Annotated in this window: 23 protein-coding genes and 1 pseudogene; 8 read left to right on the top strand and 16 right to left on the bottom strand. The window is 41.6% G+C overall.

The window, feature by feature from the left end:
- Positions 1–24: 24 nt before the first annotated feature.
- Both EZ437_RS17695 and EZ437_RS17690 read right to left on the bottom strand, forming a co-directional pair.
- Positions 25–2,265, bottom strand: a complete 2,241-nt coding sequence (locus EZ437_RS17695; RefSeq protein WP_131597400.1) for a beta-galactosidase — start codon at positions 2,263–2,265, stop codon at positions 25–27.
- Positions 2,266–2,288: 23 nt separating this feature from the next.
- Positions 2,289–2,750, bottom strand: coding sequence for a type I restriction enzyme HsdR N-terminal domain-containing protein (locus EZ437_RS17690; protein WP_131597399.1), 462 nt, complete (start codon positions 2,748–2,750; stop codon positions 2,289–2,291).
- Positions 2,751–2,794: 44 nt separating this feature from the next.
- Here EZ437_RS17690 and holA point away from each other — a divergent pair, with 44 nt between their 5' ends.
- The 4 genes and pseudogenes from holA to EZ437_RS17670 form a co-directional block, all read left to right on the top strand.
- Positions 2,795–3,820 carry a DNA polymerase III subunit delta gene (holA, locus tag EZ437_RS17685; protein WP_131597398.1) on the top strand — a complete coding sequence of 342 codons (1,026 nt, stop codon included), beginning with the start codon at positions 2,795–2,797 and terminating at the stop codon, positions 3,818–3,820.
- 111 nt (positions 3,821–3,931) lie between these two features.
- Complete coding sequence (locus EZ437_RS17680) at positions 3,932–6,484, top strand: zinc-dependent metalloprotease (RefSeq protein WP_131597397.1); 2,553 nt, start codon at positions 3,932–3,934, stop codon at positions 6,482–6,484.
- A 144-nt stretch (positions 6,485–6,628) separates the two neighbouring features.
- The gene (locus tag EZ437_RS17675; RefSeq protein ID WP_131597396.1) at positions 6,629–9,253 is read left to right on the top strand and encodes an outer membrane beta-barrel protein; all 2,625 of its coding nucleotides are present in this window, start codon (positions 6,629–6,631) and stop codon (positions 9,251–9,253) included.
- A 51-nt stretch (positions 9,254–9,304) separates the two neighbouring features.
- A pseudogene (locus EZ437_RS17670) lies at positions 9,305–9,400 on the top strand (EVE domain-containing protein); the annotation flags it as partial.
- 251 nt (positions 9,401–9,651) lie between these two features.
- Here the strand turns inward: EZ437_RS17670 and EZ437_RS17665 are convergent.
- Positions 9,652–10,107 carry a JAB domain-containing protein gene (locus tag EZ437_RS17665; RefSeq protein ID WP_131597395.1) on the bottom strand — a complete coding sequence of 152 codons (456 nt, stop codon included), beginning with the start codon at positions 10,105–10,107 and terminating at the stop codon, positions 9,652–9,654.
- A 218-nt stretch (positions 10,108–10,325) separates the two neighbouring features.
- Between EZ437_RS17665 and EZ437_RS17660 the strand changes: the two genes are divergently transcribed.
- A complete protein-coding gene (locus tag EZ437_RS17660; RefSeq protein WP_131597394.1) occupies positions 10,326–10,826 on the top strand; it encodes a hypothetical protein in 501 nt (166 codons plus the stop codon).
- A 134-nt stretch (positions 10,827–10,960) separates the two neighbouring features.
- On the opposite strand, the gene EZ437_RS17655 is transcribed toward EZ437_RS17660, so the two are convergent.
- The 8 genes from EZ437_RS17655 to EZ437_RS17620 form a co-directional block, all read right to left on the bottom strand.
- Positions 10,961–11,323, bottom strand: a complete 363-nt coding sequence (locus EZ437_RS17655; RefSeq protein ID WP_131597393.1) for a hypothetical protein — start codon at positions 11,321–11,323, stop codon at positions 10,961–10,963.
- A gap of 2 nt (positions 11,324–11,325) precedes the next feature.
- A complete protein-coding gene (locus EZ437_RS17650; RefSeq protein ID WP_131597392.1) occupies positions 11,326–11,511 on the bottom strand; it encodes a hypothetical protein in 186 nt (61 codons plus the stop codon).
- A 4-nt stretch (positions 11,512–11,515) separates the two neighbouring features.
- On the bottom strand, positions 11,516–11,839 hold the full coding sequence (locus EZ437_RS21770; RefSeq protein ID WP_205942745.1) for a hypothetical protein: 324 nt from the start codon (positions 11,837–11,839) through the stop codon (positions 11,516–11,518).
- Between the two features lie 281 nt (positions 11,840–12,120).
- A complete protein-coding gene (locus tag EZ437_RS17640; protein WP_131597391.1) occupies positions 12,121–12,486 on the bottom strand; it encodes a hypothetical protein in 366 nt (121 codons plus the stop codon).
- A gap of 177 nt (positions 12,487–12,663) precedes the next feature.
- Positions 12,664–13,110 (bottom strand): hypothetical protein, encoded by a 447-nt coding sequence (locus EZ437_RS17635; RefSeq protein WP_131597390.1) that lies wholly within the window; start codon positions 13,108–13,110, stop codon positions 12,664–12,666.
- A gap of 620 nt (positions 13,111–13,730) precedes the next feature.
- Positions 13,731–14,477 (bottom strand): hypothetical protein, encoded by a 747-nt coding sequence (locus EZ437_RS17630; protein ID WP_131597389.1) that lies wholly within the window; start codon positions 14,475–14,477, stop codon positions 13,731–13,733.
- Positions 14,478–14,696: 219 nt separating this feature from the next.
- A complete protein-coding gene (locus EZ437_RS17625; RefSeq protein ID WP_131597388.1) occupies positions 14,697–15,050 on the bottom strand; it encodes a hypothetical protein in 354 nt (117 codons plus the stop codon).
- A 245-nt stretch (positions 15,051–15,295) separates the two neighbouring features.
- A complete protein-coding gene (locus EZ437_RS17620; protein WP_131597387.1) occupies positions 15,296–15,595 on the bottom strand; it encodes a hypothetical protein in 300 nt (99 codons plus the stop codon).
- 84 nt (positions 15,596–15,679) lie between these two features.
- Between EZ437_RS17620 and EZ437_RS17615 the strand changes: the two genes are divergently transcribed.
- A complete protein-coding gene (locus EZ437_RS17615; protein ID WP_131597386.1) occupies positions 15,680–16,087 on the top strand; it encodes an EVE domain-containing protein in 408 nt (135 codons plus the stop codon).
- On the opposite strand, the gene EZ437_RS17610 is transcribed toward EZ437_RS17615, so the two are convergent.
- Positions 16,088–16,609: an acyl-CoA thioesterase gene (locus EZ437_RS17610; protein ID WP_131597385.1), complete on the bottom strand. Its 522-nt coding sequence runs from the start codon at positions 16,607–16,609 to the stop codon at positions 16,088–16,090.
- A 47-nt stretch (positions 16,610–16,656) separates the two neighbouring features.
- Here EZ437_RS17610 and EZ437_RS17605 point away from each other — a divergent pair, with 47 nt between their 5' ends.
- Positions 16,657–18,147, top strand: a complete 1,491-nt coding sequence (locus tag EZ437_RS17605) for an alpha-amylase (RefSeq protein ID WP_131597384.1) — start codon at positions 16,657–16,659, stop codon at positions 18,145–18,147.
- Here the strand turns inward: EZ437_RS17605 and EZ437_RS17600 are convergent.
- Complete coding sequence (locus EZ437_RS17600) at positions 18,144–19,370, bottom strand: type IX secretion system plug protein (RefSeq protein ID WP_225869613.1); 1,227 nt, start codon at positions 19,368–19,370, stop codon at positions 18,144–18,146. The genes EZ437_RS17605 and EZ437_RS17600 overlap by 4 nt on opposite strands.
- A 32-nt stretch (positions 19,371–19,402) precedes the next feature.
- Positions 19,403–21,322, bottom strand: a complete 1,920-nt coding sequence (locus tag EZ437_RS17595) for an ABC-F family ATP-binding cassette domain-containing protein (RefSeq protein ID WP_131597382.1) — start codon at positions 21,320–21,322, stop codon at positions 19,403–19,405.
- Positions 21,323–21,379: 57 nt separating this feature from the next.
- On the opposite strand from EZ437_RS17595, the gene EZ437_RS17590 reads away from it, so the two are divergent.
- Positions 21,380–22,423, top strand: a complete 1,044-nt coding sequence (locus EZ437_RS17590) for a quinone-dependent dihydroorotate dehydrogenase (RefSeq protein WP_131597381.1) — start codon at positions 21,380–21,382, stop codon at positions 22,421–22,423.
- Positions 22,424–22,454: 31 nt separating this feature from the next.
- On the opposite strand, the gene EZ437_RS17585 is transcribed toward EZ437_RS17590, so the two are convergent.
- Positions 22,455–23,645: an acyltransferase family protein gene (locus tag EZ437_RS17585; protein ID WP_131597380.1), complete on the bottom strand. Its 1,191-nt coding sequence runs from the start codon at positions 23,643–23,645 to the stop codon at positions 22,455–22,457.
- Positions 23,646–23,745: 100 nt separating this feature from the next.
- Entirely contained in the window at positions 23,746–25,347 is a 1,602-nt protein-coding gene (locus EZ437_RS17580) for a RagB/SusD family nutrient uptake outer membrane protein (protein WP_131597379.1), read from the bottom strand.
- Positions 25,348–25,356: the final 9 nt, after the last annotated feature.

Here is a 25,356-nt window from a genome sequence, read left to right as displayed (position 1 = left end):
AACATAGTTCAGGGTCTGATTAGTTTATTCCAGTAGAATATAATAGGCGTCGGCAGGCAGGATTAATTCGACAGTGTCACCAGTTACTTTTAGGTTGAGGTCTTTAACCCTGTATCCTGCGGCATCTAATTGGATCGCTTTGTCAATATGTTTGTTTTTAATCTTTACGCTTCCCTGTGCGGGCATTCCCAACCAGGGTAGTATTCCAGTATTGGTGATCTTAAATCCTTTGACCTCTTTGTTGTTGTGACTATAAGCAGAGGGCTCTTCATTCCAGTTGGTTGGCCTAAATATTGTACCTACCTGCAGGAGCATCTTCTTCGACTGACTAATGTTTTTATCATCCATACTAACTAGTTCGATAGTAGCATATTCGTTGTCTGACGAAATGATTACTTCGCCTAACTCAAACACCTTCTGGGTATTTAGAAAGCCTGCGACTGCTTTTGCCTTTGGCGTGTTGAGTATGAAGATGCCATTTTTATAATCCAGGCGATGTTGAGCGGTAACGGAAGCAATCAGGCTTCTTTCCGTATCTATTAATTTTGACTGGTCTGCATAAATCGCCACCGTGTCTTTATCGCTTCCGTACGTGGTAGATACATTGCCGGTTAGGAAGGTAAGGGGTGATAAGGTACTTTTGCCTTCATTATTTTTGTTTCCGATAATAAAATCCCGGTTTGGATCGAAGGACTGCTCTTCGAAGATCGAAGGGACCTCTCTGTCGAGCATGCTGTTCATGCTGCGCTGTTCCGCTACTGCTTTGCCTTCTTTTACATAGCCCAACCTGTGAATGAGCGCATTAGCAGGAAACATGCCTGTTTCACCCGGAGTAGAAGTACTCCATCGGTTCATGGGGTGTTGACCGTTGATCTTTGTCCATGTAAAATGCAGCTGGGTAGCAAAGGTAGTGGCAGTAGGACAGAACCAAAAAAAGGCATCCAGGCCTGTTAGGCCTCCGTATGCCGCCATGAGTAATGGCCCTTCGGTCTGATATTTATTTGGCAGGTTCCAGGCACTTTCCGTGATCATCATAGGCCGGCCGGTCACATGTTTAAGGTTGGATGGGAGGTCCGCCGGGTTTTTAAGCGCGGAGGGAGCACCATAATGGTCACCTGGTTCTATCCGCCATCCATCATTTGGACCTTTGTGCTGCGGATCAAAATATTTGTTGGCCGCAATTACGTCCACGCCGCTATTTGTCCAGCGCTCGAGATCGAGCAAGCGGCTTTGGGAGGCTGTCCGCCAGTTATTGCCATTGATGATTTGCTTGCAACCTAGTTCTTCACGGTAGTATTTTGCCATGTCATCATAAAATGTGCGCTGTATATGTGCGTAGAATTCGGTTTGGTCTTTTAGTCTTTCTGATACTCCGGGCGAGGCGGGGATGGTCAGTTCATAAATATGGTTTAAACCAATTATCCCTGAGGCGAAATCATCGTCTTTATGACTAGCCGTTCCCCAGCGCTGTTTTACTGCGGCCAAGCTTCCATATTTGGCTTTCAGCCATTCTGAAAATTGCTGACCGGCCATTTTTGCCAGTGCAGGTTTTATAGAACCCATGGTCCAGAAAAATACCGCATCTTCATTCTCAATCTGTATGATGGCCACGGCAGGTTCGTCTTTTAAGGCAACCCCGGTATACGGATTGGGTGTGGTGTAGAGTTGTTTGACCCATGATTTATAACCCTGCCTAAGTTTGTCGTTGAAATACATTACTGCCCATAGATCGTCCTTGCCGGAATATCCTTCAATTCCCCATTCTTCAGGGACCCATCCGCCCATATGTCCGTTGTGAGGCCAGAAAGGTGAGATGACGGTGTAAATTCCATGTTTTTTCATGGCGGCTACACAGCGCCAGATATTAGTGATTTCTTTAGTGTCGGCATCGTTGATCCCGGTATTTTTGCCTCTCGGATTGATAGCGCCATGGTAACGGACCAGGTTTACGCCTTTACTGGCCAGGAACCTTGCGAGTGTGTCCAGCTGTTTGTCCGTAAATTCGCTGGCAAGACTGCCACCATTACTGGCCCAAAAGCGAATTTCCAGACCTTTGCCGTTTACAAAGGAATTACCGTCTTTGCTCAAACGGATAAAACCATTTTTGCCTGCAAGGGGTTCATTTAAATACCGCAGACTGAGAAGCCCGCTGTCGGGGGCCCTATTAGCAGGGTAGCTGAAAGTCCACCAGCTTTTGTCGGGTATTTGTGCGCTGGCACTGAGCAGCAGGCAGGTTAGCAGTAGAAAGAGGACTGATCTTTTCATTGTCGTATCAGGTAAGTATTGGATTATAAATCTGCGTAAAAAGGTAATTCCTCAATAAAGAGGAAGCTTTCTTTGGTGTGGTCTATTTGTGCATAACAGTGTTTTAACCCATTGGTGACTACCAGCCATTTGGTTTTGTGCACGGAATTGTACCGTGCTGCCTGATCGAATACCCCCTGGTTAATCCTCACTGCCGGTGCTTTACATTCTATGACCATAATGCGCTGGCCCAGGTTGTTGAAGATGACAATGTCGGTTCTTTTCTGAAGCTGATTGAGGTTCAAGCCACCTTCTATCTGGATAAGCGATCTTGGAAACTTTTTTTCGAGAATGAGGTATTGTATGAAATGCTGCCTCACCCATTCTTCAGGAGTAAGCACCAGGTGTTTTTTACGTACCTCATCGAATATAAAATGCCTGGAATCCTTTAATGTGATTTTGAAAGGATACTGAGGCAGATTAAGGGCGGTTGGGGTAAATGACATTTGTGTAAAAGTAAACAAAATTTTTATCTAAGTTTGGCAATCATATGACTGCCGCAGATATCATAAAAGACATTAAAGCCAGAAAGTTTAAGCCCGTATACCTGTTGCACGGAGAAGAACCCTATTACATAGATCAGGTGATCCATTATATGGAGGCCCACGTACTGAATGAAATGGAAAAGGGTTTTAACCAGACGGTGCTTTACGGGAAGGATACGGATATGTCAATGATCATGAATGCGGCTAAGCGCTACCCTATGATGTCTGATTATCAGTTGATCATAGTAAAAGAAGCACAGGACCTGAAGTGGGCGAAGGAGACGGAAGGAAATAGCAAAAGTGCCGAATTTGTACTCAATTACTTTGAGAAGCCGATGCCAAGTACAATCTTGGTGCTGGGCTATAAATACGCCAATTTTGACAAGCGTAAAAAGATCTATAAAGCGATCGATAAGAATGGACTGGTATTTCAGTCTGAACTGGTGCGCGACTATAAGCTGGCTGGCTGGATAGAAGAGCTGGTGAGAGAGAAGGGATATAAGATAGCGCCTCAGGCATCGGCCCTGATGGCGGAATATCTGGGTACTGACCTTTCGAAGATAGCCAACGAGGTGGAGAAGCTATTCTTAAATATTGGTAAAGAAACTACCATAGATACTGACCTGATCCAGAAAAACATAGGGATCAGTAAGGAATACAATGTTTTTGAACTGCAGAAAGCCCTGGCTGTAAAGAATGTTTTGAAGTGCAACCAGATCATCAATTACTTTGCAGATAATCCAAAGGCGAATCCTATGGTGATGGTAATGGCCAATCTGAGTGCCTATTTTACCAAGATCCTGAAATACCATTACCTGCAGAATAAGGCTGATGCGGCAAAGGAACTGGGCGTAAACCCATACTTTGTGAAAGACTTTGAGACTGCAGCGCGCAGCTATTCACTGGGTAAAACCTTCGATATCGTAAGCTTGCTGAGGGAATATGATTTAAAGAGCAAAGGAGTGGACAGTACAGGAAATACCACGGATGGAGAATTGCTTAAAGAATTGCTCTTCAAAATGATTCACTAATGTAACTGTAAAGTTATAGTGTAACAGCGTGTTTTTCTGATAGCTGGCGTAACTTTGCCGAAAGCTAATGATCAAATCAATCATAGTAAACTAAACTTATTATTACGTTTAATGAAAAAAACAGTTTTATTGACCATGTTAGGTATTGCTGTGGCATCTTATGCGGATGCCCAGACAAAGCCTACTACAAAACCTAGCACGCCATCGGCCAAGGCCGATACTACCAAAAAGGGGCCGGCAGTGCCTCCAGCAGCTCCTGCAAAACCAGGCCCTAAACCTTACAAAGATGTAATTACGGCTAAAGCCAAGACTGATAAAGGCCTCTTTTGGGTGCACAACATAGACGACCGCTATTTCTTTGAGATTCCGGATAGTTTGCTAAACCGCGAAATTTTGCTTGTCAACAGAATCAGTAAAGCTGCGGCGGGAAACCGTGCTTCCATGATGGGATATGGTGGTGACCATATAGGAGATAATGTGATTTCTTTTGAAAAAGGACCTGGCAATAAGTTGTTCTTAAAGAGCATTTCTTTTGATGAACGCTCCCGTGATACAACGGAGCAGGGCATGTCCAGGACATTGCTGAACTCTAACATTCAGCCCCTCGTAGCTGCGTTTGACATCAAGGCCTTTGCCAAGGATTCTGTCACTAAAAAAGGCGGGGTTGTGATCGACGTTACAGACTATATGAATGGTGATAATGATATTTTCTTCTTCTCAGCAGGTGCTAAAAGAGGCCTTTCATTAGGCGGTATTATGGCTGACAGAAGTTACATTAAGGAAATCAAGTCTTATCCAATGAACATCGAGATACGTACTTTGAAGACCTTCACTAAATCTGCACCTGCGCTGCCAGGTATGATGGCGCCACCTGGAGGGGCTACGCCAGCCACTTATGAGCTGAATAGCTCTATGGTACTATTGCCATCAAATCAAATGAAGCCCCGCAACTTTGATCCCAGGGTAGGTTATTTTGCTACCGGTTATGTTGACTTCGATGCAAACCCTCAGGGAGTTAAGCGCCAATCTATCATTACCCGCTGGCGACTGGAGCCGAAACCGGAAGATGTGGAAAAATACAAGAAAGGTGAATTGGTAGAACCTGCCAAGCCTATCGTGTTTTATATAGATCCGGCTACACCGAAGAAATGGGTACCTTACCTGATTGCAGGTGTGAACGACTGGCAGGCTGCTTTTGAAAAAGCGGGTTTTAAGAATGCTATTGTAGCTAAGGAAGCTCCCAAAGATCCTAACTGGAGTATTGACGACGCGCGGCATAATGCAATTGTCTATAAACCTTCTGATATACCAAACGCAAGCGGTCCGCATGTTCATGACCCGCGTACTGGCGAGATCCTGGAAACGCATATTAACTGGTACCACAATATTATGCTATTGCTTAGGAACTGGTATTTTATCCAGGCTTCTGCAATAGATCCTGCTGCACGTAAAACCAAATTTGATGACAAGCTGATGGGTGAACTGATCCGCTTCGTATCTTCACATGAGGTGGGCCATACCCTGGGCCTGCGCCATAATTTTGGTTCTTCAGCTACTGTGCCGGTTGAGAAACTCCGCGACAAGAAATGGGTGGAAGCGAACGGACATACACCATCTATTATGGACTATGCGAGGTTTAACTATGTAGCACAACCTGAAGACAATATCACAGAGAAAGGAATTTTTCCGCGTATTGGTGACTATGATAAATGGGCGATAGAATGGGGCTATAAATGGATGCCTCAGTTTAAGACCCCTGAGGAAGAGGAAGCGTATTCCAACAAGACCATTATCAAACGGCTTTCAGCTGATAACCGCCTGGTATTTGGAACAGAAATGGATCCTAACGATCCACGCAACCAAAGTGAGGACCTGGGAGATAATGCGATGAAAGCAAGCGAGTACGGCATCAAAAACCTGAAGCGCATCATTGTTAAAATGCCTGAATGGGCGAAAAATGAGAATGAGGGATATGAAGATCTTTCGACGCTATATTCAGAAATGCTTGGGCAGTTTAGCAGATACATAGGCCATGTGGCTAAAAATGTAGGTGGTGTTTATACTACTCCAAGGACTGTAGAAGAAAAAGCGAATGTGTACTCACGTACTCCTTATGCGATTCAAAAGGAGGCGATGGACTTCTTCAATAAGAATGTATTTACCACACCGACCTGGCTGGTAGATCAAAAAATCCTGGACAATATCGGGCAGAACCCTACCGATGTGATCAATCGCGTGCAGATTTCTGCACTGGCCAGATTACTGACTACCAGTACAATGAATAAACTGATCAATGCAGAGGTTACAGATGGAAAGGATGCCTATAAGCTAACGGACCTGTTTGCAGATTTAAATTCTGGTATATTGACAGAATTGAAATCTAACTCTGAGATTGACATTTATCGCCGTAACTTGCAGAAGACATATGTGGATGTACTGATCTCCATTGTGAAGCCGGCACCACCGGCAGCTCCGGGAGGTATGATGGGCAGGTCGTCGGGGCCATCAGCCAGTCAGACTGATGTTTCATCCTTTGTGAAAGCACAATTGCGTGAGATTTCTGGGATGATGAAATCTGCTGCTCCATCTACTACAAGTATGACTAAATATCATCTGGAAGATTTGTCTGACCGGATAGAGAAAGCATTGTCCAATAAAGACTAATCAATATTGCTTTATAGATAAGAAGGCAGTCCAATGGGCTGCCTTTTTTTATGAATACTTTTGGTGTCTATTGTAACATATTAATTACGCTAAAATTCTTTCTATAAGCATGTTGTATTTTTACCTGCACACACAAAAAACTCAATGAATCTTTTATTCAAACCAATTCTTGTAATACTGTTGCTTACGGGTATTGCGTTTTCCAGCAAAGCGCAAAACTATGTAGTAAAGGGGAAAGTACTTGACACAGCAGGCCTGCCCTTGCCAGGTGCGGTCGTCAGAATAAGCTGGACAACAGACAGCCTCGCGATGTCGGCCAGTGCAGATGGGGCTTTCAATTTTAATAAGGTGAAATCGCGTCAATTTACGCTATCAGCAGCGTTCGTAGGTTTTCAGGCATTTATAAAGCAGTACAACATCACAGAGGGAACAACGTTCACCGCTCCAGATATCAAACTAAAATTGATTGCCAATACATTAGACCAGGTTACCATATCCGGTGTTCCACCGGTTAGGGTGATGGAAGATACTGTCAGTTTCAACGCTGCATCTTTTCCCGTTAGGGAAGGAGATGCTGTAGATGAGATATTGAAAAAGTTACCCGGTATAAAGGTAGATAAAGATGGCAATGTCACCAATCAAGGTAAGCCGGTGACTAAAATAAGGGTAAATGGAAAGGATTTTTTCGGTACGGATGTCGCAACTGCAATAAAAAACCTTCCGGCAGACATCATCCAAAATCTCCAGATAATTGATGATTATGGAGAACAGGCAAAGCTGACAGGGATAAAAACGGGAGAACCTGAGAAGGTGCTCAACCTCACCATTCAGCCGGACAAAAAGAAAGGCTATTTTGCACGGGCTTCAGGGGGGCTGGGAAATTCGGAACGGTACAATACAAGTGTACGCGCCAACAGTATGAAAGGTGAACGTATGGTGTCATTTGACGGAACGGTAAACAATGCCAACCTCAGGGGCGGGGGAGGAGACGGGATCACCACCAGGAATGCGGGAAGTGTCAACTATAAGAATGAATGGAATCCGAAAGTGTCTGCAGACGGAGGATACAACTTTAACAATACCAAAAACAATACGGTCAGCAGTGCTTATACTCAAAACTTCCTGCAGGAATTTACAAGATTTGAAGATTCAAGGAACGACAATCAGAGTACCCGTTTTGGCCATGATTTTTGGGGAAACCTTGAGCTGAAGCCCGATAGCATGAACTTTCTGAAGATCTCTCCAAACTTCTCCTACAGCACGAACGAAGGTTTATATGGTGGTGTTTCCAATATTGTGCAGCAGGACCTAGTCACCAACAGGATCAGCAATAACATTAACAACGACCGGAATTTGAATGCCCGCACCAGTGTGTTCTTTAACCATAAGCTAGCCAAAAAGGGTAGGAATTTTAATTTCTGGGGTAGTGTTAATTATTCAGAGGGAGAAAATTTAAGAGATGTATCTAACGATTATGTGATTACTGAAGGAGGTCTGGATTCTGTAAGATTCCAGAATCAGCTTGCAGACCAGAACAATAATAATTTCAGTACCAATGCCGGCGGTTCATATATGGAGCCTATTTGGGCAAAGACTTTTTTGGAAGTCAATTATAACTGGAGCAGGTCAGCAACTACCAATAACAAAGATACCCGTGATGTTATAGGCGGGACGGAAGTGTTCAATCCTGATCTGAGCAATAATTTCAATTACCAGTTTATTACGAATAAACTGGGTTTGAATTACCGGTTCATTGATGAAAAATATAATTACACGCTGGGTATAAATGCACAACCCACCGTGTTAAAGGGGCAGAATGTGAGCAAGGACATCAGTACAGAGCAAAAAAACTTCAACGTTATCCCCTCTGCAAGGTTCGTATACAAGTTTACCAAACAGGAGCAATTTGATGTAAACTATTGGGGCAGAAATAATCAGCCCAACTTTTTCCAGTTGCAGCCTATTTCTGATAACTCCAATTTGCAAAACGTGGTGACAGGTAATCCGGATTTGAATCCAGAGTTTATCCACAGTGTTAATGCCCAGTATAAAAGAAGCGATTGGGACAAAGGGCAGATGCTGACCCTTGAGGCCTCATATAACCAGACGGAAAATAAGATTGTTACCACTAAGGTTTTGATACCAAATACCGTAAACCAGGTGACGAGTTATACGAATACAGATGGCTTTCGTGCTGCGTTTGGTAAATACAGTGTGGCAAGACCTTTCTTTGACCGGAAGTTTACCCTGGAACTTCAGGGTGAAGGCCGGTTAAATAACGAAGTAACATTTATCAATAATGAGCGAAATACGGCGAACATCGCTGGCTGGCGACAAGAGGTAGAGCTTAGACTGGACCTCGAGGATATAGTTAATCTGGAAATTGAAACCTCCTATGCGCAAAACAAGGTTCAATATTCTCAGGACGGTCTGGATGACAGGCTCACAAATCGGTTTGAGTATGGCATCAATGGTAGAAATTACTTTTTTGAGGACCTCACGCTCGGTTATGATTTTACTAAGGTAGTCAATACCGGATTTGACAATTCATTTGTAAATAATCCTGCTATTTTAAGGTTATTTATGGAATACAAATTCTTAAAACGAGGTATGGGGACATTAAGACTGGACGGTTTTGATTTGTTTGACCAGAACTCAGGTGTGACCAGGGATGTGTTTGACAATGTGATTGTGGACAGGAGGGTCAATCGCCTTGGAAGGTATTTTATGATGTCGTTTATATTCAGAGTCAATAAGTTTGGTGGATAGCAATTGTGTTCAGGTTTTATTAGCTTTGACATCAAAATAAGAAACGATAAAATGAAGCATTGGTTAGTAAAGTCTGAACCTTTTAAATATAGCTGGGATAAATTTAATGAAGATGGCAGGACCTTTTGGGATGGTGAGGCTAGTTTTTGAACCGTTTTGCATTTCGGTCTAGCATCTCTTTTCATCCTTAATTTACCCTAAAATCCACATATTTCACTCATTTTGTCGGCTGTTTTGTCGGCTGTTTGTAACCTGCAATTATCATTGTTATCTTTGTTTAAAGTGCAGCAAAGGCGTATTTATTAACAAAAGCTGCGTTGTTAATAATCTTGTTTATTCAAATGTAATATAATGTAGCCACTTATCAATGAATCATCTCATTGTATAATGTTGGAGATTTACAGCAATCCAACATCAGAAAAACTATAATACCTATCATTACTTATTATCAAATGATCAAGTACAGCAATATCTAAAATCTTACCACCTGCAACCAATCTTTTAGTAAGCTCTATATCTTGATGGCTCGGCTCAACCTCCCCACTCGGATGGTTATGTGCTAGCACAATTCCTGAAGCACAGGCAGTCAATGCAGCAGCAAATATCACTTTAGAATCCACGACAACTCCTGCAAATCCACCCATCGAAAGATTAATTATTCCAAGAGTACGATTCCTTCGATTTAGCAGGATGATTTTAAACTCTTCTAAAAACTCCAATCTCCCAACCTCCCAGTAGTTCATCAAAAGTTGATAAGTCTCTTTAGAACTGCTTATTTTTGGTCTGTCAGTAATTCTGTAATTTGGCTTGTAGGTCAGTTCGATCTCAGCCACTTTGTTTAAGTTTTGTTCCATAATGATTAAATTAATTATAGAACCCAACCAAGCTTTCAACTCAATCTATGTGCAAGAAGCAACGCATTAAATGGGTGGTGCGTTGTAATGAGCGTTTAAGGGGGAATTTCTTGACACTTGTTGAGGGGACAAGCTTAACTTCGTGTGATAATTAATATATCAATATGGATTTTGTCGCTATAATTGTTTAACTTACAGTATCCTAAACACTTAAGATCATGAATCAAAAATTACTATTTGTTGGACTTTGCTCTTTAATTCTCTATTCAGTCGAACTTCAAGGGCAGGTTGTAAGCAGTAACGTCAAGGTTACTTACACGTCAGATAATAATGAACAAATTATAGATAATCACCCGGAATACTATATTGATAGCGTGCTGGTTAAAGGAAATTTAATAGGTGCGATTAATCCTAAGGACATCATTTCAATAAATATTGATAAGGGGAATGGATCAAGCAAAGTATTCATAAAGATGTCACCATCCCGAAAGTATTCTTTTATAACTGTAAAACAGTTAAAAGAGAAGTATGTAAGCGGACAAGATTCGTCAATACTATATTTATTAGATGGCAAACTAGTTAAGGACGACCAACAAATGATTGATGAGAATTATGTGTCGAGAATCAATGTAGTTCAGCCTTTAAGTATTCCTTACCTAACTAGAGCCGAGGTTTGTGTAGTTGAGATCACCACTCTGAGCGAGAAAAAATCTAGGTAAGGAGAAATAAACTTACATCAAGAGTTGCACTCGAAATAACGACTTTGCAAGTGAAGCCAGGCTAATAAGCTAGCTAAATGTAAATTAGATTATTCGTTATGGATTTAGGCAATGATTAAGCTCATCAAATTCTACTATATGTCCCGATATTCACTATCGTCAAAATCATCGTTGATAGTAATAAGGGATGCTTTCATATCAATATCATCACCATAAGCATTCACCCAAATATCAAATATATCTTCGGTAACTTTTTCTTTTGCGTATACTATCACAGATTGCATAAACTCCTGCTTATCGACACCTACTTTAAGTTGGATTTCATATGAAGTTGAAAAATATTCCGTCTCTTCGATTGGTGTAACCCCACTGTTATGTTTTCTATCATCAATCTTAACAACGTAGGATGTCCCAATACTTTCTTTTTTCTCGGTAATGATGTCAATATACGGTTCTAAATTGATTTGAAGGGCTTTTATAAATGTCTCTCTGGTCATTATCATTGGTTAGTAATTCGATGTTGTCCGATTTTACCACCCGATACAGCACCGATTATTGTTGTTATAGGTGCAATAATAGGTAACAGCATTCCCCATTGACTTTTCTTAGCATTTGTTCTTATTAATCCGAATGCTGAAATAAAGCCGAGCACTTCACCAATTAAGGCACCAGATACCGTATTCATGTTATTAATCCTCGGATTTGCTTAGATTGATAGTATCGGTGGTTCCATCTTCAGTATGGTTAGCCTTGTAATGCCCTTTCATCAATGTGATTTGTTCACTCAGCAAATTGTTTGTCTCCTGCTGAGTTCTGATTTGCTGGGCTTGGTTGTCAATTATCGTATTAATCTTCCAATACCACATAACAACTTCCCTTAACAGGAGAAAAATTAAAATCATCACTGCAAATGTAATTACTCCTCGTATGAGACCTCCTGAGTCAAAAGATGCAGTTTGAGAGAAAGCCAGTGTTGGAATCAACACGGCAATTATTGTTAGTGTTCTTTTCATTTTGAGCAATTTAGACCCTGTAATATACAAATAAACACTAATGTTCTCAGAGAATCACATTACGAATCGAAGCCAGGCTGGTCAAGACTAGCTGAGTGCTAAAAAAGTTGTATTGATATTTTTGTAAAGGATGAGATAAAAAAAGGACAGTGATTTAGTAGTATCTAACCCCTTCAAATTTACTGTCCTAACTTTTTCTGACATCAAAAACGCTGATATTTAGATAAATGTTTAATTTTTATGTAAAAAAACGACGAAATAAATAGATGGTGTGGTTGATATTATTTCCTTCTCATAATGAATACAATACCGGAGGTTCCGCCCGACCCTCCATCAGTATTAGTATAATCTAATGTAGACACAAGTTCGAATTGGTTCTCAACCATGTAATTTAAAATAGCAGCGTATGACTTCTTATCAGTTAGCTTTTGAGAATATTCCTCACCAGCCTTCAATTGTTCTGGGGTGTCCCCAAAGTCAACTGACACCTTTAGCTTCTTAGAGAATACCTTCCCTTTAATCAAGATATATGCATAAGAATGAACTTTTTCTTTTGCTTGAGAAGTGGTGTTAGTGCTTTCCACTGTCTGTGAAAAACTTGAAATTGAAAATACCGTAATAAACAGTATTGTTAAGATCATTCTCATATTGTAATGGTTTTGTAGGTTAACATGAACATGCAATCTAAGTATTATACAGCATAATCATTGTAATAAATACTTCTATAGCTCACCATACCTTGCGAATTTCTATTAAAATGTAAGCAGATAGAATCCGTAGGATGGCTGCTTGCTAAGGCTTGCCAAAAGACTTGGTATCACTAATTATTTCGCATTATTCGGAAAAGCAATGTTCGGGCGTTTTAAGCTACTGTCTATTGTTTTTATCATCTCTTGATTCAATGAATCAGCATCAAGTCCATATTCGTCGACATACTTATTATTACCGTCAATTTCTTGCAACGTAACGTTGTAGTCATAATCAGAAAGTCCTTTTGTGAAAAACTCCTGTTTTGAAAGCTTCAGGACAAATCTGTTATTTTCCACTTTAAAATACTCCCGATGTACTTGCAGTAGTTTTTTTATCGTTACATTTTGCTGTTCTGTACGAAGGCTGTCAGGAATCTGTCCTAAAAACTTATATTCTTTACCTCTTGAATCTAGAAAAGTAGTGTCTTTAATTTCCTGAGCGACATCTTCGGAATAATCACAGCCTTGTGTAAGTAACGAAGTAGTCAGCAAAATTAGTGCAATGGTCGGCTTTATCTTCATGTTACAAGATAATAATTATTTAGCAATTCGGCTTAAGTGCCTAGTCGCAAGCCAATGACCTTTCTTAGGAAGGAAGCGAGAGTCAAAAGTAGCTCACCTAACCAAGCGAATTGAGGTGAAAATGTACGAAAAGAAGCACGCAGTGCGATTCGTGCTATGTCGAAGGCACGAGCGAAGCGAAGTTTTCACCGACGCGTAGGTGAGCATATAAAAACGCTGACTGTAACAGTTGAAATCAATTGAGCAAAGCGAGTGCAGATTTTGAATGTTCGGGAAGTCAGCATGGAGCAATGAAGTTTTCGGAAAGCATTTATGTATGACAGATATGTAAGAGTGAGTGAATCCAGGATAAGCCTATCCTAGATGAATGAGCAATATCTGGCATTCTTAATGCACCGATTACAAATGCGAAATACCTTATTTCCTGCGTCTGGCTTGGTTCAAAACCTACAGGCTTAATGATAGAACGAATTGTCCGCAGTTTCGGTAATGGAAAGTACTGATCGATGTTTACCCAAAGATGTATGACTAAACCAAGCCATTCCGCACTTAAGCACCCTTTTGAGGGAGGGCTTGGATTAGGAATAGGTTAGACAATGTTAAGTAAGGTAATGGATAAATCATCGCTGTTTCTGTGGATAAAGAATTCGTCCCTGAGATCTAAGCAACTCGGTAGTTAGAAACTTATAAAAATAATGCCTGCGACTAGGTTCGTATCGTTCATTTCCACATAGGTAATTGTAAAACATTGTGATTTTAGGATCATATACTCTAACGCCATCAATATTCCATGGAACATAATGATAACCAAAAGAACGGGCTTTTGCGACAATTGTATCACCTCGCAGCATTATTAACTTAATTTGATACAAGGTTTGATGGTCTCTGAATTTCGGTATAAGTGAATTTTCAAATGCCTGTCGTAAGTGAAATTCATTGTTGATGTCTTTAACGATGGCTAACTTTCTATCTGTTGAAATTGGAATAGGCATTGAATCCAAATAGCTAATTAAAGTATCCTTACTGATTTTGAACTCTGCTATATTGTTCGTCAGAATTGGATTGGTAAAGGAATTTAACAAGGAGCTCAGATAACTCGCTGGTATTTTACGAATGAATGGGTCTTTCGAAGTTTCATATTTAGTAGCCCCCTTCGCATAGGTAACTGTTCGCTTAGATACCCAATTATCCCCCTTATTTCGCTCAATTCTATACTCAAAAATTTCACCACTCATATCGCCCGAAACCTCCAATAATTCGATTCTTTTTATTGCACCTAAATCCAAATGTTTTGTACTGGCTATCTGAGAAGAACAAGTTTCAATCAAGAGCCATGACAGAATGATAGTTGAGAGAGCAATTTTCATAAGGGTTAAGTTACAGAATTATGATGACATTAATAGGATGCAAGTAATATTGAGTATCCATAAAAAGAGCCACAATTATTGCGGCTCTTATATTCCTACTATGATAAGATAAAATCAAACGCCACCAATGCAGGTTCACCATTGTCCTTTTAATACACACCTCTAGTAAACACACCTTAGGGCGTAAGCTTTAATTTAGGATTGTCTTACTTTGATAGATTAAATGTGGTCTTTTAGTTCTTCTTTAAGTCTATGGAATTGTTTTAGTTTATCGGCCAGAATTCTTTCATCTATGTTAGACCAACCTTCTTTAATTTTGGGAATCGTGATCTCACTTTCATCAGTTATTTTAATCCGTATTTCATCACCGATTGTCAATCCCGCACCATACCAATCTAACATGGTATTATCAATAGAATTTAAGCCTGACACCGTTAAGCTTAGACTTTCATCATTTAATTTCTGCCTTCTAACCCATGTAGTAATCATTGATAAAACACCAAACTCAACGGTAATACCAGCTGTTGTAACTAGCTCACCATTAACATAGATCTCAAATATTGGATTTTTCATTGATTGGACTTTTCTGATGTTGACATGAGTTCGAAAATAATAAAAAAGGGCAATGATGCATGGCCCTTGCCAGTATTTATTACGAAACTATAAAATCAATCGCAACTAATCCAGGTTCAGCATTTCCATTTATCACGCTGTTAAATGCCTGAGCAGTTGACCGTGATCCAATCAAAGATGTAAAGTAAAAATCAAAATATGCCTCATTTAAGCTTTGACCTCCATTAGGATAGATCAATATGCTTTCAACAGCTCTGTTTTCGTAATCCAGTTGTATCTTCAGATAGGAGCGAGGCTACCGTTAGTAATTCTTCCTTTTCAAAGACTTTAAATCTTGTAGATTTTGCTTCATCTTTTATTAGTTTCATATTACCAGCATTCTTACCAACATATTTTCTAATTCGCTGTTGTTTGCTAGCTTTGATGTCTAAATAATAGAAATAAATAAATGGCTTATTGGAACCTGCAAAGGATTTGGGAATGTTTAAATAGAACTCATAATCTTCCCAGATGTGTATCAACTGAGATTGTTTTGACTGTTTCATGAAGTTGCGTTTGTCGCCACTTTTGTCGCCAATCCTTAGATTGAACTAAAATATGCCCTTTATAGCACTATAAACAACGATAAAATGAAGCATTGGTTAGTAAAGTCTGAACCTTTTAAATACAGCTGGGATAAATTTAATGAAGATGGCAGGACCTTTTGGGATGGTGTACGCAATTACCAGGCACGCAACAACCTCCGGGAGATGCAGGAAGGTGATCTTGTGCTTTTTTATCATAGCAATGAAGGCAAGAATGTAGTGGGTATAGCTAAAGTAGTCAAAGAAGCGTACCAGGACCCTACTACTGATGATACCAATTGGGTAGTAGTTGATCTGTCGCCAGTCGAGGCCTTGAAAAATCCAGTGTCTCTGGAACAGATCAAAGCTGAAGAAAGCTTAAAAGATATCTCACTGGTAAGACAAGGAAGATTATCCGTTATGCCTTTGCGTGCAGACGAGTTTGATAAGATCCTAGAAATGTCGTTAAGGTAATTACTCGGGGAAAAACAGCGCTTTTAGTTCTATTGCATCGTTAGCTTGCATTTTGCCGCTTAGTATCAGTCTGATCTGTCTGCGTCTTAATGCACCGGCATATAGTTCTATTTCTTCGTCAGTTTCGGGTTTCAACTCAGGCACAGGAATTGGCCGGCCACTTTGGTCTACCGCTACAAAAGTATAATAAGCCTCATTGGATTTTGCCCGCGTACCTGAAGGGATATTTTCTGCCCAGACATCCAATCTTACTTCAACAGAGGTATGGAAAGACCGGGTAACCTTAGCTTCAATGGTAATTACATCACCCAGTTTTATCGGTTGCTTAAACGATACATTATCTACTGATGCAGTCACTACGATCCGGTTGCAATGCTTCTGAGCAGATATTGCAGCGGCGATATCCATCCAGTGAAGTAATCTGCCACCCATTAAATTGTTTAGCGTATTGGTATCGTTGGGTAGCACCAACTCGTTCATTATGGTGAAGGAATCCTTCGGACTTTTAACTTTTATACTCATAATCTCGACAAAAATAAACAAATTGTACCACTTAACGTTATCAACGCATGGCCAACAAAATTTTGATCCAGTATTTTCACTGGTATTATAATGACACTGAGATACTTTGGAACAAGGTAGCCCAACAGGCCGGGGCACTTTCTGCCTTAGGGATCACCGGGGCATGGCTTCCTCCGGCTTATAAAGCTACCTCTGGAGATGTTTCCGTCGGCTATGATTGTTATGACCTGTTTGACCTAGGTGAATTTAACCAGAAAGACTCCGTTGCTACCCGTCACGGAGATAAAGCAGCCTACCTGAACGCGATAAAAAAACTTAAGGACGCAGGTATCATTACCATTGCTGATGTGGTGTTCAACCACAAGGCCGGAGGGGATGAGATAGAAACTGTAAAAGTAAGAATGGTAGATTCGGAAAACCGGACGGAGTTTGCATCTGAGTTAATCGAGATCGAGACATGGACTAAGTTTACGTTTCCCGGCAGGGGAGGTGAGTATTCAGACTTTGTCTGGGACCATACCTGCTTTAGTGGGGTAGATTCTGCAAAGGACATAGCAGGAAATGCCATATTCGCTATCCAAAATGGCTATGAGGACGCATGGGAAGATGTGCCTTCTGATGAATTTGGCAACTATGACTACCTGATGTTCAACGATATAGAATTCAGAAACCCAGCTGTACGGGAAGAGCTTAAGCGCTGGGGAGAATGGTATTACCAGACTTGTGGTATGGAAGGTTTCAGGCTTGATGCGGTAAAACACATCTCTTATGAGTTCCTGAATGACTGGCTGGACCACATGAAAAATACTTTTGATAAGGAGTTTTTTATTGTAGGGGAAAACTGGGTGGTGGATAATGTAAAGCGCTTGCATGACTATATAGTGCAGACCGAAGGAAGGATGCACCTTTTTGATTCCATTCTCCATCACAATTTGTATAGGGCAAGTCTGCATCCTGAAGCATATGACCTGAGCAGTATATTTGAAGGAACATTGACCCAATCCAATCCCGAATTGTCAGTTACCTTTGTTGACAATCACGATTCTCAGCCATTACAGGCATTACAGTCCTACATCGAATTCTGGTTCAGGCCTATGGCTTATGCGCTGATATTGCTGCGCGAGCAGGGTCTGCCATGTTTATTTTACCCTGATCTGTACGGTGCTTCCTATATTGATAAAGATGAAGACGGTAAGGAGACGAGTGTAGAGTTGATCCCACTGGCCGAACTCCCCGGCTTATGCCGCATAAGAAGGGACCTCAGCTACGGCCTGCAGCGTGATTATCTTGACCATCCAAACTGCATAGGCTGGACCAGGGAAGGAATTGACGAACAGCCGAATTCAGGATTTGCAGTGATCCTAAGCAATGGTGCAGAAGGGGTCAAACTTATGGAACTCGGACTACGTAATGCTGGTAAAACCTATGTTGACGCATTGGAGAACAGTACCCATGAGGTGATCATTAATGAGCAGGGCATTGGGGAGTTCAGTTGCCATGCAAAAAGTATTTCTGTCTGGATACTGAAGCAAGATTAACGTTTCATATTGCTTACGCTGGAGTAACCGATCAGTTCTTCCCATCGTGATCCCGGTTTTTTGTAATAAGCCAGTACCTGGTAGGTATTCTCTGTCTCAAAATAGGAACCTTCAAATAACGTTTGGTCTGTTTTGCCGGTGGTTTTATCCAGCCATAGATATTTATAGTCGTAGAGACCTTGTTTTAGAAAGATGTTTCCATAAAAGCGCTTCCTTGAAGCATCAAAAGTAAGCCGGCTTGTTTCGTTGAGGGCAAAGTTGTTGAAGCGGCCAATTACATATACATCCCCGTTTGAAGCGGGCGGTGTAGCATTTAAGGTAAAGGTAATCCCTGCATAATCACTGTCAATACGATCTTCCCTTCCTTCCTGGTTTCTGATAAAGAAGTTGCCGTTTTCATCAATCAAATTGCTGTATTTGGCTTTGTTGGTATTCATATCCTGGAATAGAATAACGTTTAATGCTGTATCCTTAATGATGTCTTGTACATTTTCCCCTTTAAATCGCAAGCTGCGGATATCAAACTTCCTATACTCGTTCCCAGCCGGGAAATCGTTGCTGTTCAGTTCATTGTATACCAATGTTCCAGGCCTGATAAAAGAAGGCTTCGTATTGATCACAGCTGTCTGTGGATTGTTGTTTTGCATCACCACCGCCTTGAGGTCGAGGTATGGGTTTTGAATTGGCACCTGATGCGCAATGGTAAAGTTTACCTTCTGATTGCTGAAGCGAAGTGCTACTTGCTGACTAGGTACAATTTCTATAGCAATATTCGTCAGGTTCTCTACCACATAGAAGCGCTGCGTAATAACCAGTTTTTTCTGATCGCCATCTTCATATACTTTCAGGAGATAGTTGCCCGAGATCTTGGGCTTGATCTGGCTGTTAGGCAGTGACAGCTCATAATGCGTATACTTCTGAATCGTACCCAGGGAATATTTGTATTCAGTGATCCTGTCTTCCGTCAGGCTTTCAAGATAATCTAAAGAGGAGAGGCGGGACGACTTCCAGTCGGACGTACAATGCTCTACCGTATACCAGTAGTTTTTGCTGCCACCATCGAGGTCGTCAAAAGAAAAGAACAACTGCTCATTTGATTTCAAAGCAATTACGGGCAGTGATTGTTCCTTTAATGCATTATAGCATTGAACGGTTTTGATCTGCTGCTGGTATACCTTATTCTCGTATGCCAATTGCCGGGTCTGTGCCACAGCAATCTGCATACTCAATATCAAGAAGACCAGCGCAGTTTTTATCATTTGCTCTCCAGCTCCATAATGTCTGACGCAAGTGCTTCCCAGGTATTCTGGGCAGTGTCAAGCTGGCGCTTGGCATCGAGGTATTTTTTATTTACATCAGCCAGTTTTTTTGCGTCAGCATATACGTTCTCATCTGCAATCTCAGCTTCGATGGACTTTACGCTTTGTTCAAAGTCAGCAATCTCCGTTTCAATCTTTTTCAGCTGCTCGTTAAGTTTTTTCAGCTGCTGCTGATTATTGATCACCGGGGCCGGTTTATTTTCTGCCACTTTTTTAACCTCTTTATCAGGCCTTACCGGTACACTGGTTGGCTGCGCAGGAGGTCTTTTGGCATTCCATTCCTCGTATTCAGCGTATGTGCCAGGGTATTCTTTGATGTCCTTGTCTTCAATAAACCAGATCTTATTGGCTACGTTATCTAGGAAGTACCTATCGTGAGATACCGCTATGAAAGTGCCTTCATATTGTGTTAATGCCTGGATCAGGATGTTCACCGACTGGATGTCCAGGTGATTGGTTGGCTCATCCAGGATCAGAAAATTGGAGTCTGTGGTCAGCGATTTTGCCAGTGCCACCCTTGACTTTTCCCCTCCGGATAATACGCGGATCTTTTTAAATACATCGTCGCCGGTAAAAAGGAAACATCCCAATATACCCCTCAATTCAGTATCGGTATGCTTAGGTGCAAAAGCCTGTAGTTCTTCCAATATGGTGTTTTCCAGGTGCAGTGATTCCAGCTGGTGCTGTGCAAAGAAGGTGGTAGTTACGTTGTGGCCGGTTTCGCATTTACCGGTAAAGCCCTCTGTGCCAGCAATGATCCGCAGCAAGGTAGATTTACCTTTACCATTGGCACCGATCAGGGCAATCTTGTCGCCTTTTTCTATCAGTCCTTCCGCATTTTCCAGGATTTCTACGTTAGGGTAGCTTTTATAAGCCTCTTCTACGCGTATTACATGACGGCCGGAAGGTTTTGAAAATTTAAACTGGAAGTTTACAGTAGGGTTGTCATCATCCACATCCTCAACGCGCTCCATTTTATCCAGCGCTTTCATCCTCGACTGCGCCATTTTAGCTTTAGATGCCTTAGCCCTGAAGCGTTCTATCAAGCGTTCTTCCTGTTTGATCTTGGCCTGCTGATTTTTAAATTCTCCCTTTTGGATCTCGCCTCTCAGTGATTTTTCTTCAAGATAGAAAGTATAATTGCCGGAATAAGGTGTCAGTTTTCCTTTACGAGACTCTACGATCTTGTTTACTACCTTGTCCAGGAAGTACCTGTCGTGCGATACGATCACGATAGCACCTTCAAAACTACCTAAATAAGTCTCCAGCCATTTGATGGAGGGTAAGTCCATGTGGTTGGTGGGCTCATCCAGCAATAGGATGTCTGGTGTCTGCAATAGGATCTTGGCCAGCATTACGCGCATGCGCCATCCTCCCGAAAAAGTATTTAGTGGCCTGTGCTGGTCATCGGTGCTAAAACCAAGACCCGCCAGGATCTCATTTGCGCGGTATTCTATGTTGTAACCATCCAGGGCTTCAAATTCCTGTTGCTTATCGCTCAGTTTATTTAAAACCTCTTCAGAATAGTCTGTTTCAATCTTTTTTAACAGTTCTTCTATTTCATCATGCAATTGGTTCTGGCGCTCAAAAGCCTCCATTGCCACATGCAGGATGCTGTGGTGTGAGTCGTAAGAAAGCAAATCCTGGTTTAGGTAACCGATCTTGATGTCTTTAGACATAGATATGGTACCTGCCGAAGGCGCGTATTCCCCGACAATTATCTTTAATAAAGTTGATTTTCCGGTTCCGTTGGCACCAATTAATCCTACTCTGTCTCCCGGTTTAATATGCCAGTTTGCCTCGTCGTATAAGGCTCTGGAGCCTATTAAGAATGTTAAGTCGTTTATTGAAATCATGTAATTGCAAAAATACAAACAAATGTGCATTTTTGGCATATTAAATATCTTCATTCCATGTATCAACTCATTAAGCCATTATTCTTCAAGTTTGACCCCGAAAACGTACATTATTTCGTTGTTAAGCGGCTTAAATGGTTTCATGATCATTTCCCATTGGGACAAACCATCCTGCGCAGCAGCTTTGATGTCAACATTAAAGGACTGGAAAGAGAAGTCTTTGGTATCAAATTTAAGAATCCGGTAGGCCTTGCAGCGGGATTTGATAAGAACGGAGAGTATATTGAGGCGCTTAGTGATCTTGGATTTGGATTTATTGAAGTAGGCACGGTAACCCCTTTGCCACAACCTGGCAATGACAAGCCAAGGATGTTCAGGCTGGAGGCAGATGGTGCCATCATCAACCGGATGGGTTTCAACAACAAAGGTGTAGATACACTGGCGGAAAGGTTGAGGCTGCTGAAAAGCAAGAATACAGGCATCGTGGTAGGCGGCAACATCGGAAAGAATAAAAATACCCCCAATGAAGAGGCGGTGAACGACTATATTAAATGTTTTGACAGGCTGTTTGATGTAGTGGATTATTTTGTAGTGAATGTAAGCTCACCCAATACCCCTGGTCTGCGGGCATTGCAGGAAAAAGGGCCTTTGATGGAACTGTTGAATACCCTGCAGCAGCGGAACAATGTAAATGGAATATCCCGGCCTATCTTGTTGAAGATAGCACCGGATCTGACCAATGAGCAGCTGGATGATATCGTTGAGATTGTATTGGAAACTAAAATAGCAGGTGTCATTGCTACGAATACTACCATAGATAGGAACGGACTGTATACGCCTGAAAGTATTAAAAATGAAACTGGCGGACTGAGCGGAAAGCCACTGGCCCTTCGTTCTACAGAGGTAATCAGGTATTTATCCACCAAGTCCAATAAAGCTTTTCCGATTATAGGAGTGGGGGGGATTCATTCACCTCAGGATGCCAAAGACAAGCTTGATGCAGGAGCATCACTGGTGCAGCTTTACACAGGCTTTATCTATGAAGGCCCTGGTCTTATTAAAAAGATTTGTAAGGAGCTGGTTAAATCAGGAACTAAGTAAGCCTTAATCATTAACACTCCAAACGGGAATGCTAAATCTTCAGGAATAATTTTCTATTATAGAGGACTTGTAGCAGTTTAAGTTGCAGGACAAGCACGCCGCACCACAGCAAGGCCTGCTGATAGGCGGCGGGCGCCTTACCGATGATACCGCCAAATAGAATTTCTGCAGTTGACCCAAAATCAATAAGTCCATGTGCCGCCATGTAAATTAGTATCGAATTTGTTCCGATCCAGACAAAAGGGAGGCACCAATTATGGTAACCTTTTACATCTATTATAAAATAGAACATAGCCAGCAGCAGCACACTCCAGCCTCCTGAAAATAGGACGAAGGAACTTGTCCACATGTTTTTGTTGATGGGTAAAAACAAGTCCCATGCCGATCCCAATAAGAGTAACGCAATGCCGGAAGCGATGAGAATGCCTGTTTTTTGTTTAGGGTTAAAAGCGCCGGATTGCTGTTTTAAAAATTGTCCGGTAAAGATACCCAACATTGCCGAGGCTATGGCTGGAATGGTAGAGAGCAGGCCTTCGGGGTCGTATATGGTTTTGTGTAGTTTTCCAGGAAGGTATAACCGGTCGAAATAGGCGGATAGGTTCCCTTCAGGCGTTAAGTTTCCAGATCCGTAACCCGGTACGGGAATTAGTAACATCATGGCACAATAACCTGTAAGTATGAGTATAAACCACAGGATTTGCATCCGAAAGGAAGAATTGAGGTAAATGATGGCGGCGATAAATGTAGCAAGGCCTATTCTTCCCAGCACACTGGCGAATCGGGTATTTTCATACCCCTGGAATTTAAGCAAACCATTGACTACCATTCCCAGAATGATCAGTATCAGGGTTCTTTTTGCCAGGGCAATATATAGTTTTTTCTTCGCGTTTATTTTGTTTGCAGGTTCGGTTTGGTTAAAATATTTATGGTAAGAAAACGGCATCGAAACCCCTGAAATAAAGATGAACAGCGGGAAGATCATGTCATAAAATGTAAATCCATTCCAGGGGGTATGGTGCAACTGGTTGCTGATCAGGATTAACAACTGCTCATAGTAGGAAAGGTGACCATTTGATGCGGTTTGCCAGTCCTGGGCATTACGGACCAATCCATGTTTGTCCATGACTACATTGGCCAGACTGTGGAAAATCCCCTCGCCACTGATGATCCAGAACATATCAAAGCCACGTAGTGCATCTAAGGATAGGAGTCGCCTGTTCATGAAACAATATATGATTTATAAATGGTTGAAGTAAGAAGTAAAATTCCCCGGAGTCTTTGTTTTCCGGGGAATTAATGTTTATCCTAAGGCTGCCTGAAGGCTATTGGGCGTATCCGTCGTTTTGTGTCAGTTTAGGATTTAATACTCTGGCACTGGCGGGTATTGGCATTAAACGTCTTCGTACATCGCTATTCGTTTTAAAGCCCCATGTGCCTTCATACTTTCCAAAGCGGATCATGTCATTACGGTGCCAGCATTCCCAGGCAAACTCCCTGCAGCGTTCTTTATAGAGGTCTTCCAGGGTAACTGAGGCCCATGGAGTGCTGGTTGTACGTACCGCTCGCAACTGATTCACAAGCGATAAAGCAGTCTGGCCCTGTGTAGGCGCCGCGCCACGCAATATCGCTTCTGCTTTCATCAATAAAATATCGGAATACCTGAACATTGGAAAATCATTATTTTGATTCCTGTTAGATGAAGTACTGTCACAATAGAACTTATTGTTGCGATAGCCCATGTTCCAGGCGATTTCATCATTACCTGCATCAAAAGGTCTGGAAGCATCACGTAAAGTAACGTTTGGTGTAATGTCTACCTGATAAGTGATTGGAGTAGCACCATCAGCTCCCGTATAGAATTGATCGTATCCTTTCTTTGTGGTGGATACATTAACAGGCGCTCCCGAGAACAAGAATTGCGGACCTTTGATCCATTGCGTATTTCGCTTGTCATTAGGGTCATTAAAATTTGCATAGTATTCAGGTAGTGTACTCATAGGTGCACTTGGTGTATGTTTCAAGCTGAACTTCGCTTGTAAAGAACGAGGCAATGAATACCTTGCGAAGAAGAGATAACCATTTGAGAAACCCGGATCAAAGGGTAAAGCGAAAATAAACTCTTTGATTTGAGACCCATTGTCTATAAAGAACATCTTTTTATAGTCTGATTCTAAAGCGAATGGACTTCCAGCTGCCGTGATAATGGCATCACACTGCGCTACAGCATCGGTATAGCGTTGTATTCCGGTGTATACCTCTGCATTCAAGTACATCTTAGCCAATATTGCGTTAGCAGTGTATTTAGTAGGACGACCATAAGTAGCGGCACCTACAACTGAACTAAGGCTAGGTAAAACTTCTTTGAGCTCAGCCTCGATGAAGTTAAAAACCTCTGTTCTGGATTTTGTTTCAGGAGACGTGGTCTCGCCAAATGTTGTAACGATAGGGATGTTTCCCCATAGATCCATCATCATGAAAAAGGCCAGTGCACGTGTGGCTCTAACTTCTGCTAAAGCTGTAGTTTTAGCTGTAGATTCCGGTGCATCCTTAAGTAAGAACAAGCTTTGGTTGGCCTTGCTGATTACACTTGACAGCCATCCCCAGCCACTGCTCACATGTCCATTGTCAGGATCCCAGGTATGTTTGTGGTGTTGCTCATACCTGCCACCATCGTACCAGTTACCTCCTCTTGCAGGCATGATGGATTCATCAGTACTTAGTGATTGCATGAAAAAATAATCGGTGGTGATGCCCTGACGCAACTGGACGTACACCTGTCCGGTCAATTGTATAAAATGCTGATCTGTTTGAGGAAAGGTTTCAGGAGTTAACTGGGTTTTTACCTCCAGGTCCAGTTTATGGCAGGACGTAAGTATTGTTAGTGATAAAATTACTCCGGTTGCTATGTTTATAAGATTTTTCATCTTCTTAAG

Origin of the sequence: Pedobacter psychroterrae, from assembly GCF_004331695.1 — a bacterium.
Lineage (GTDB): Bacteria > Bacteroidota > Bacteroidia > Sphingobacteriales > Sphingobacteriaceae > Pedobacter > Pedobacter psychroterrae.
This window is presented reverse-complemented; position numbering and strand designations above follow the sequence as displayed.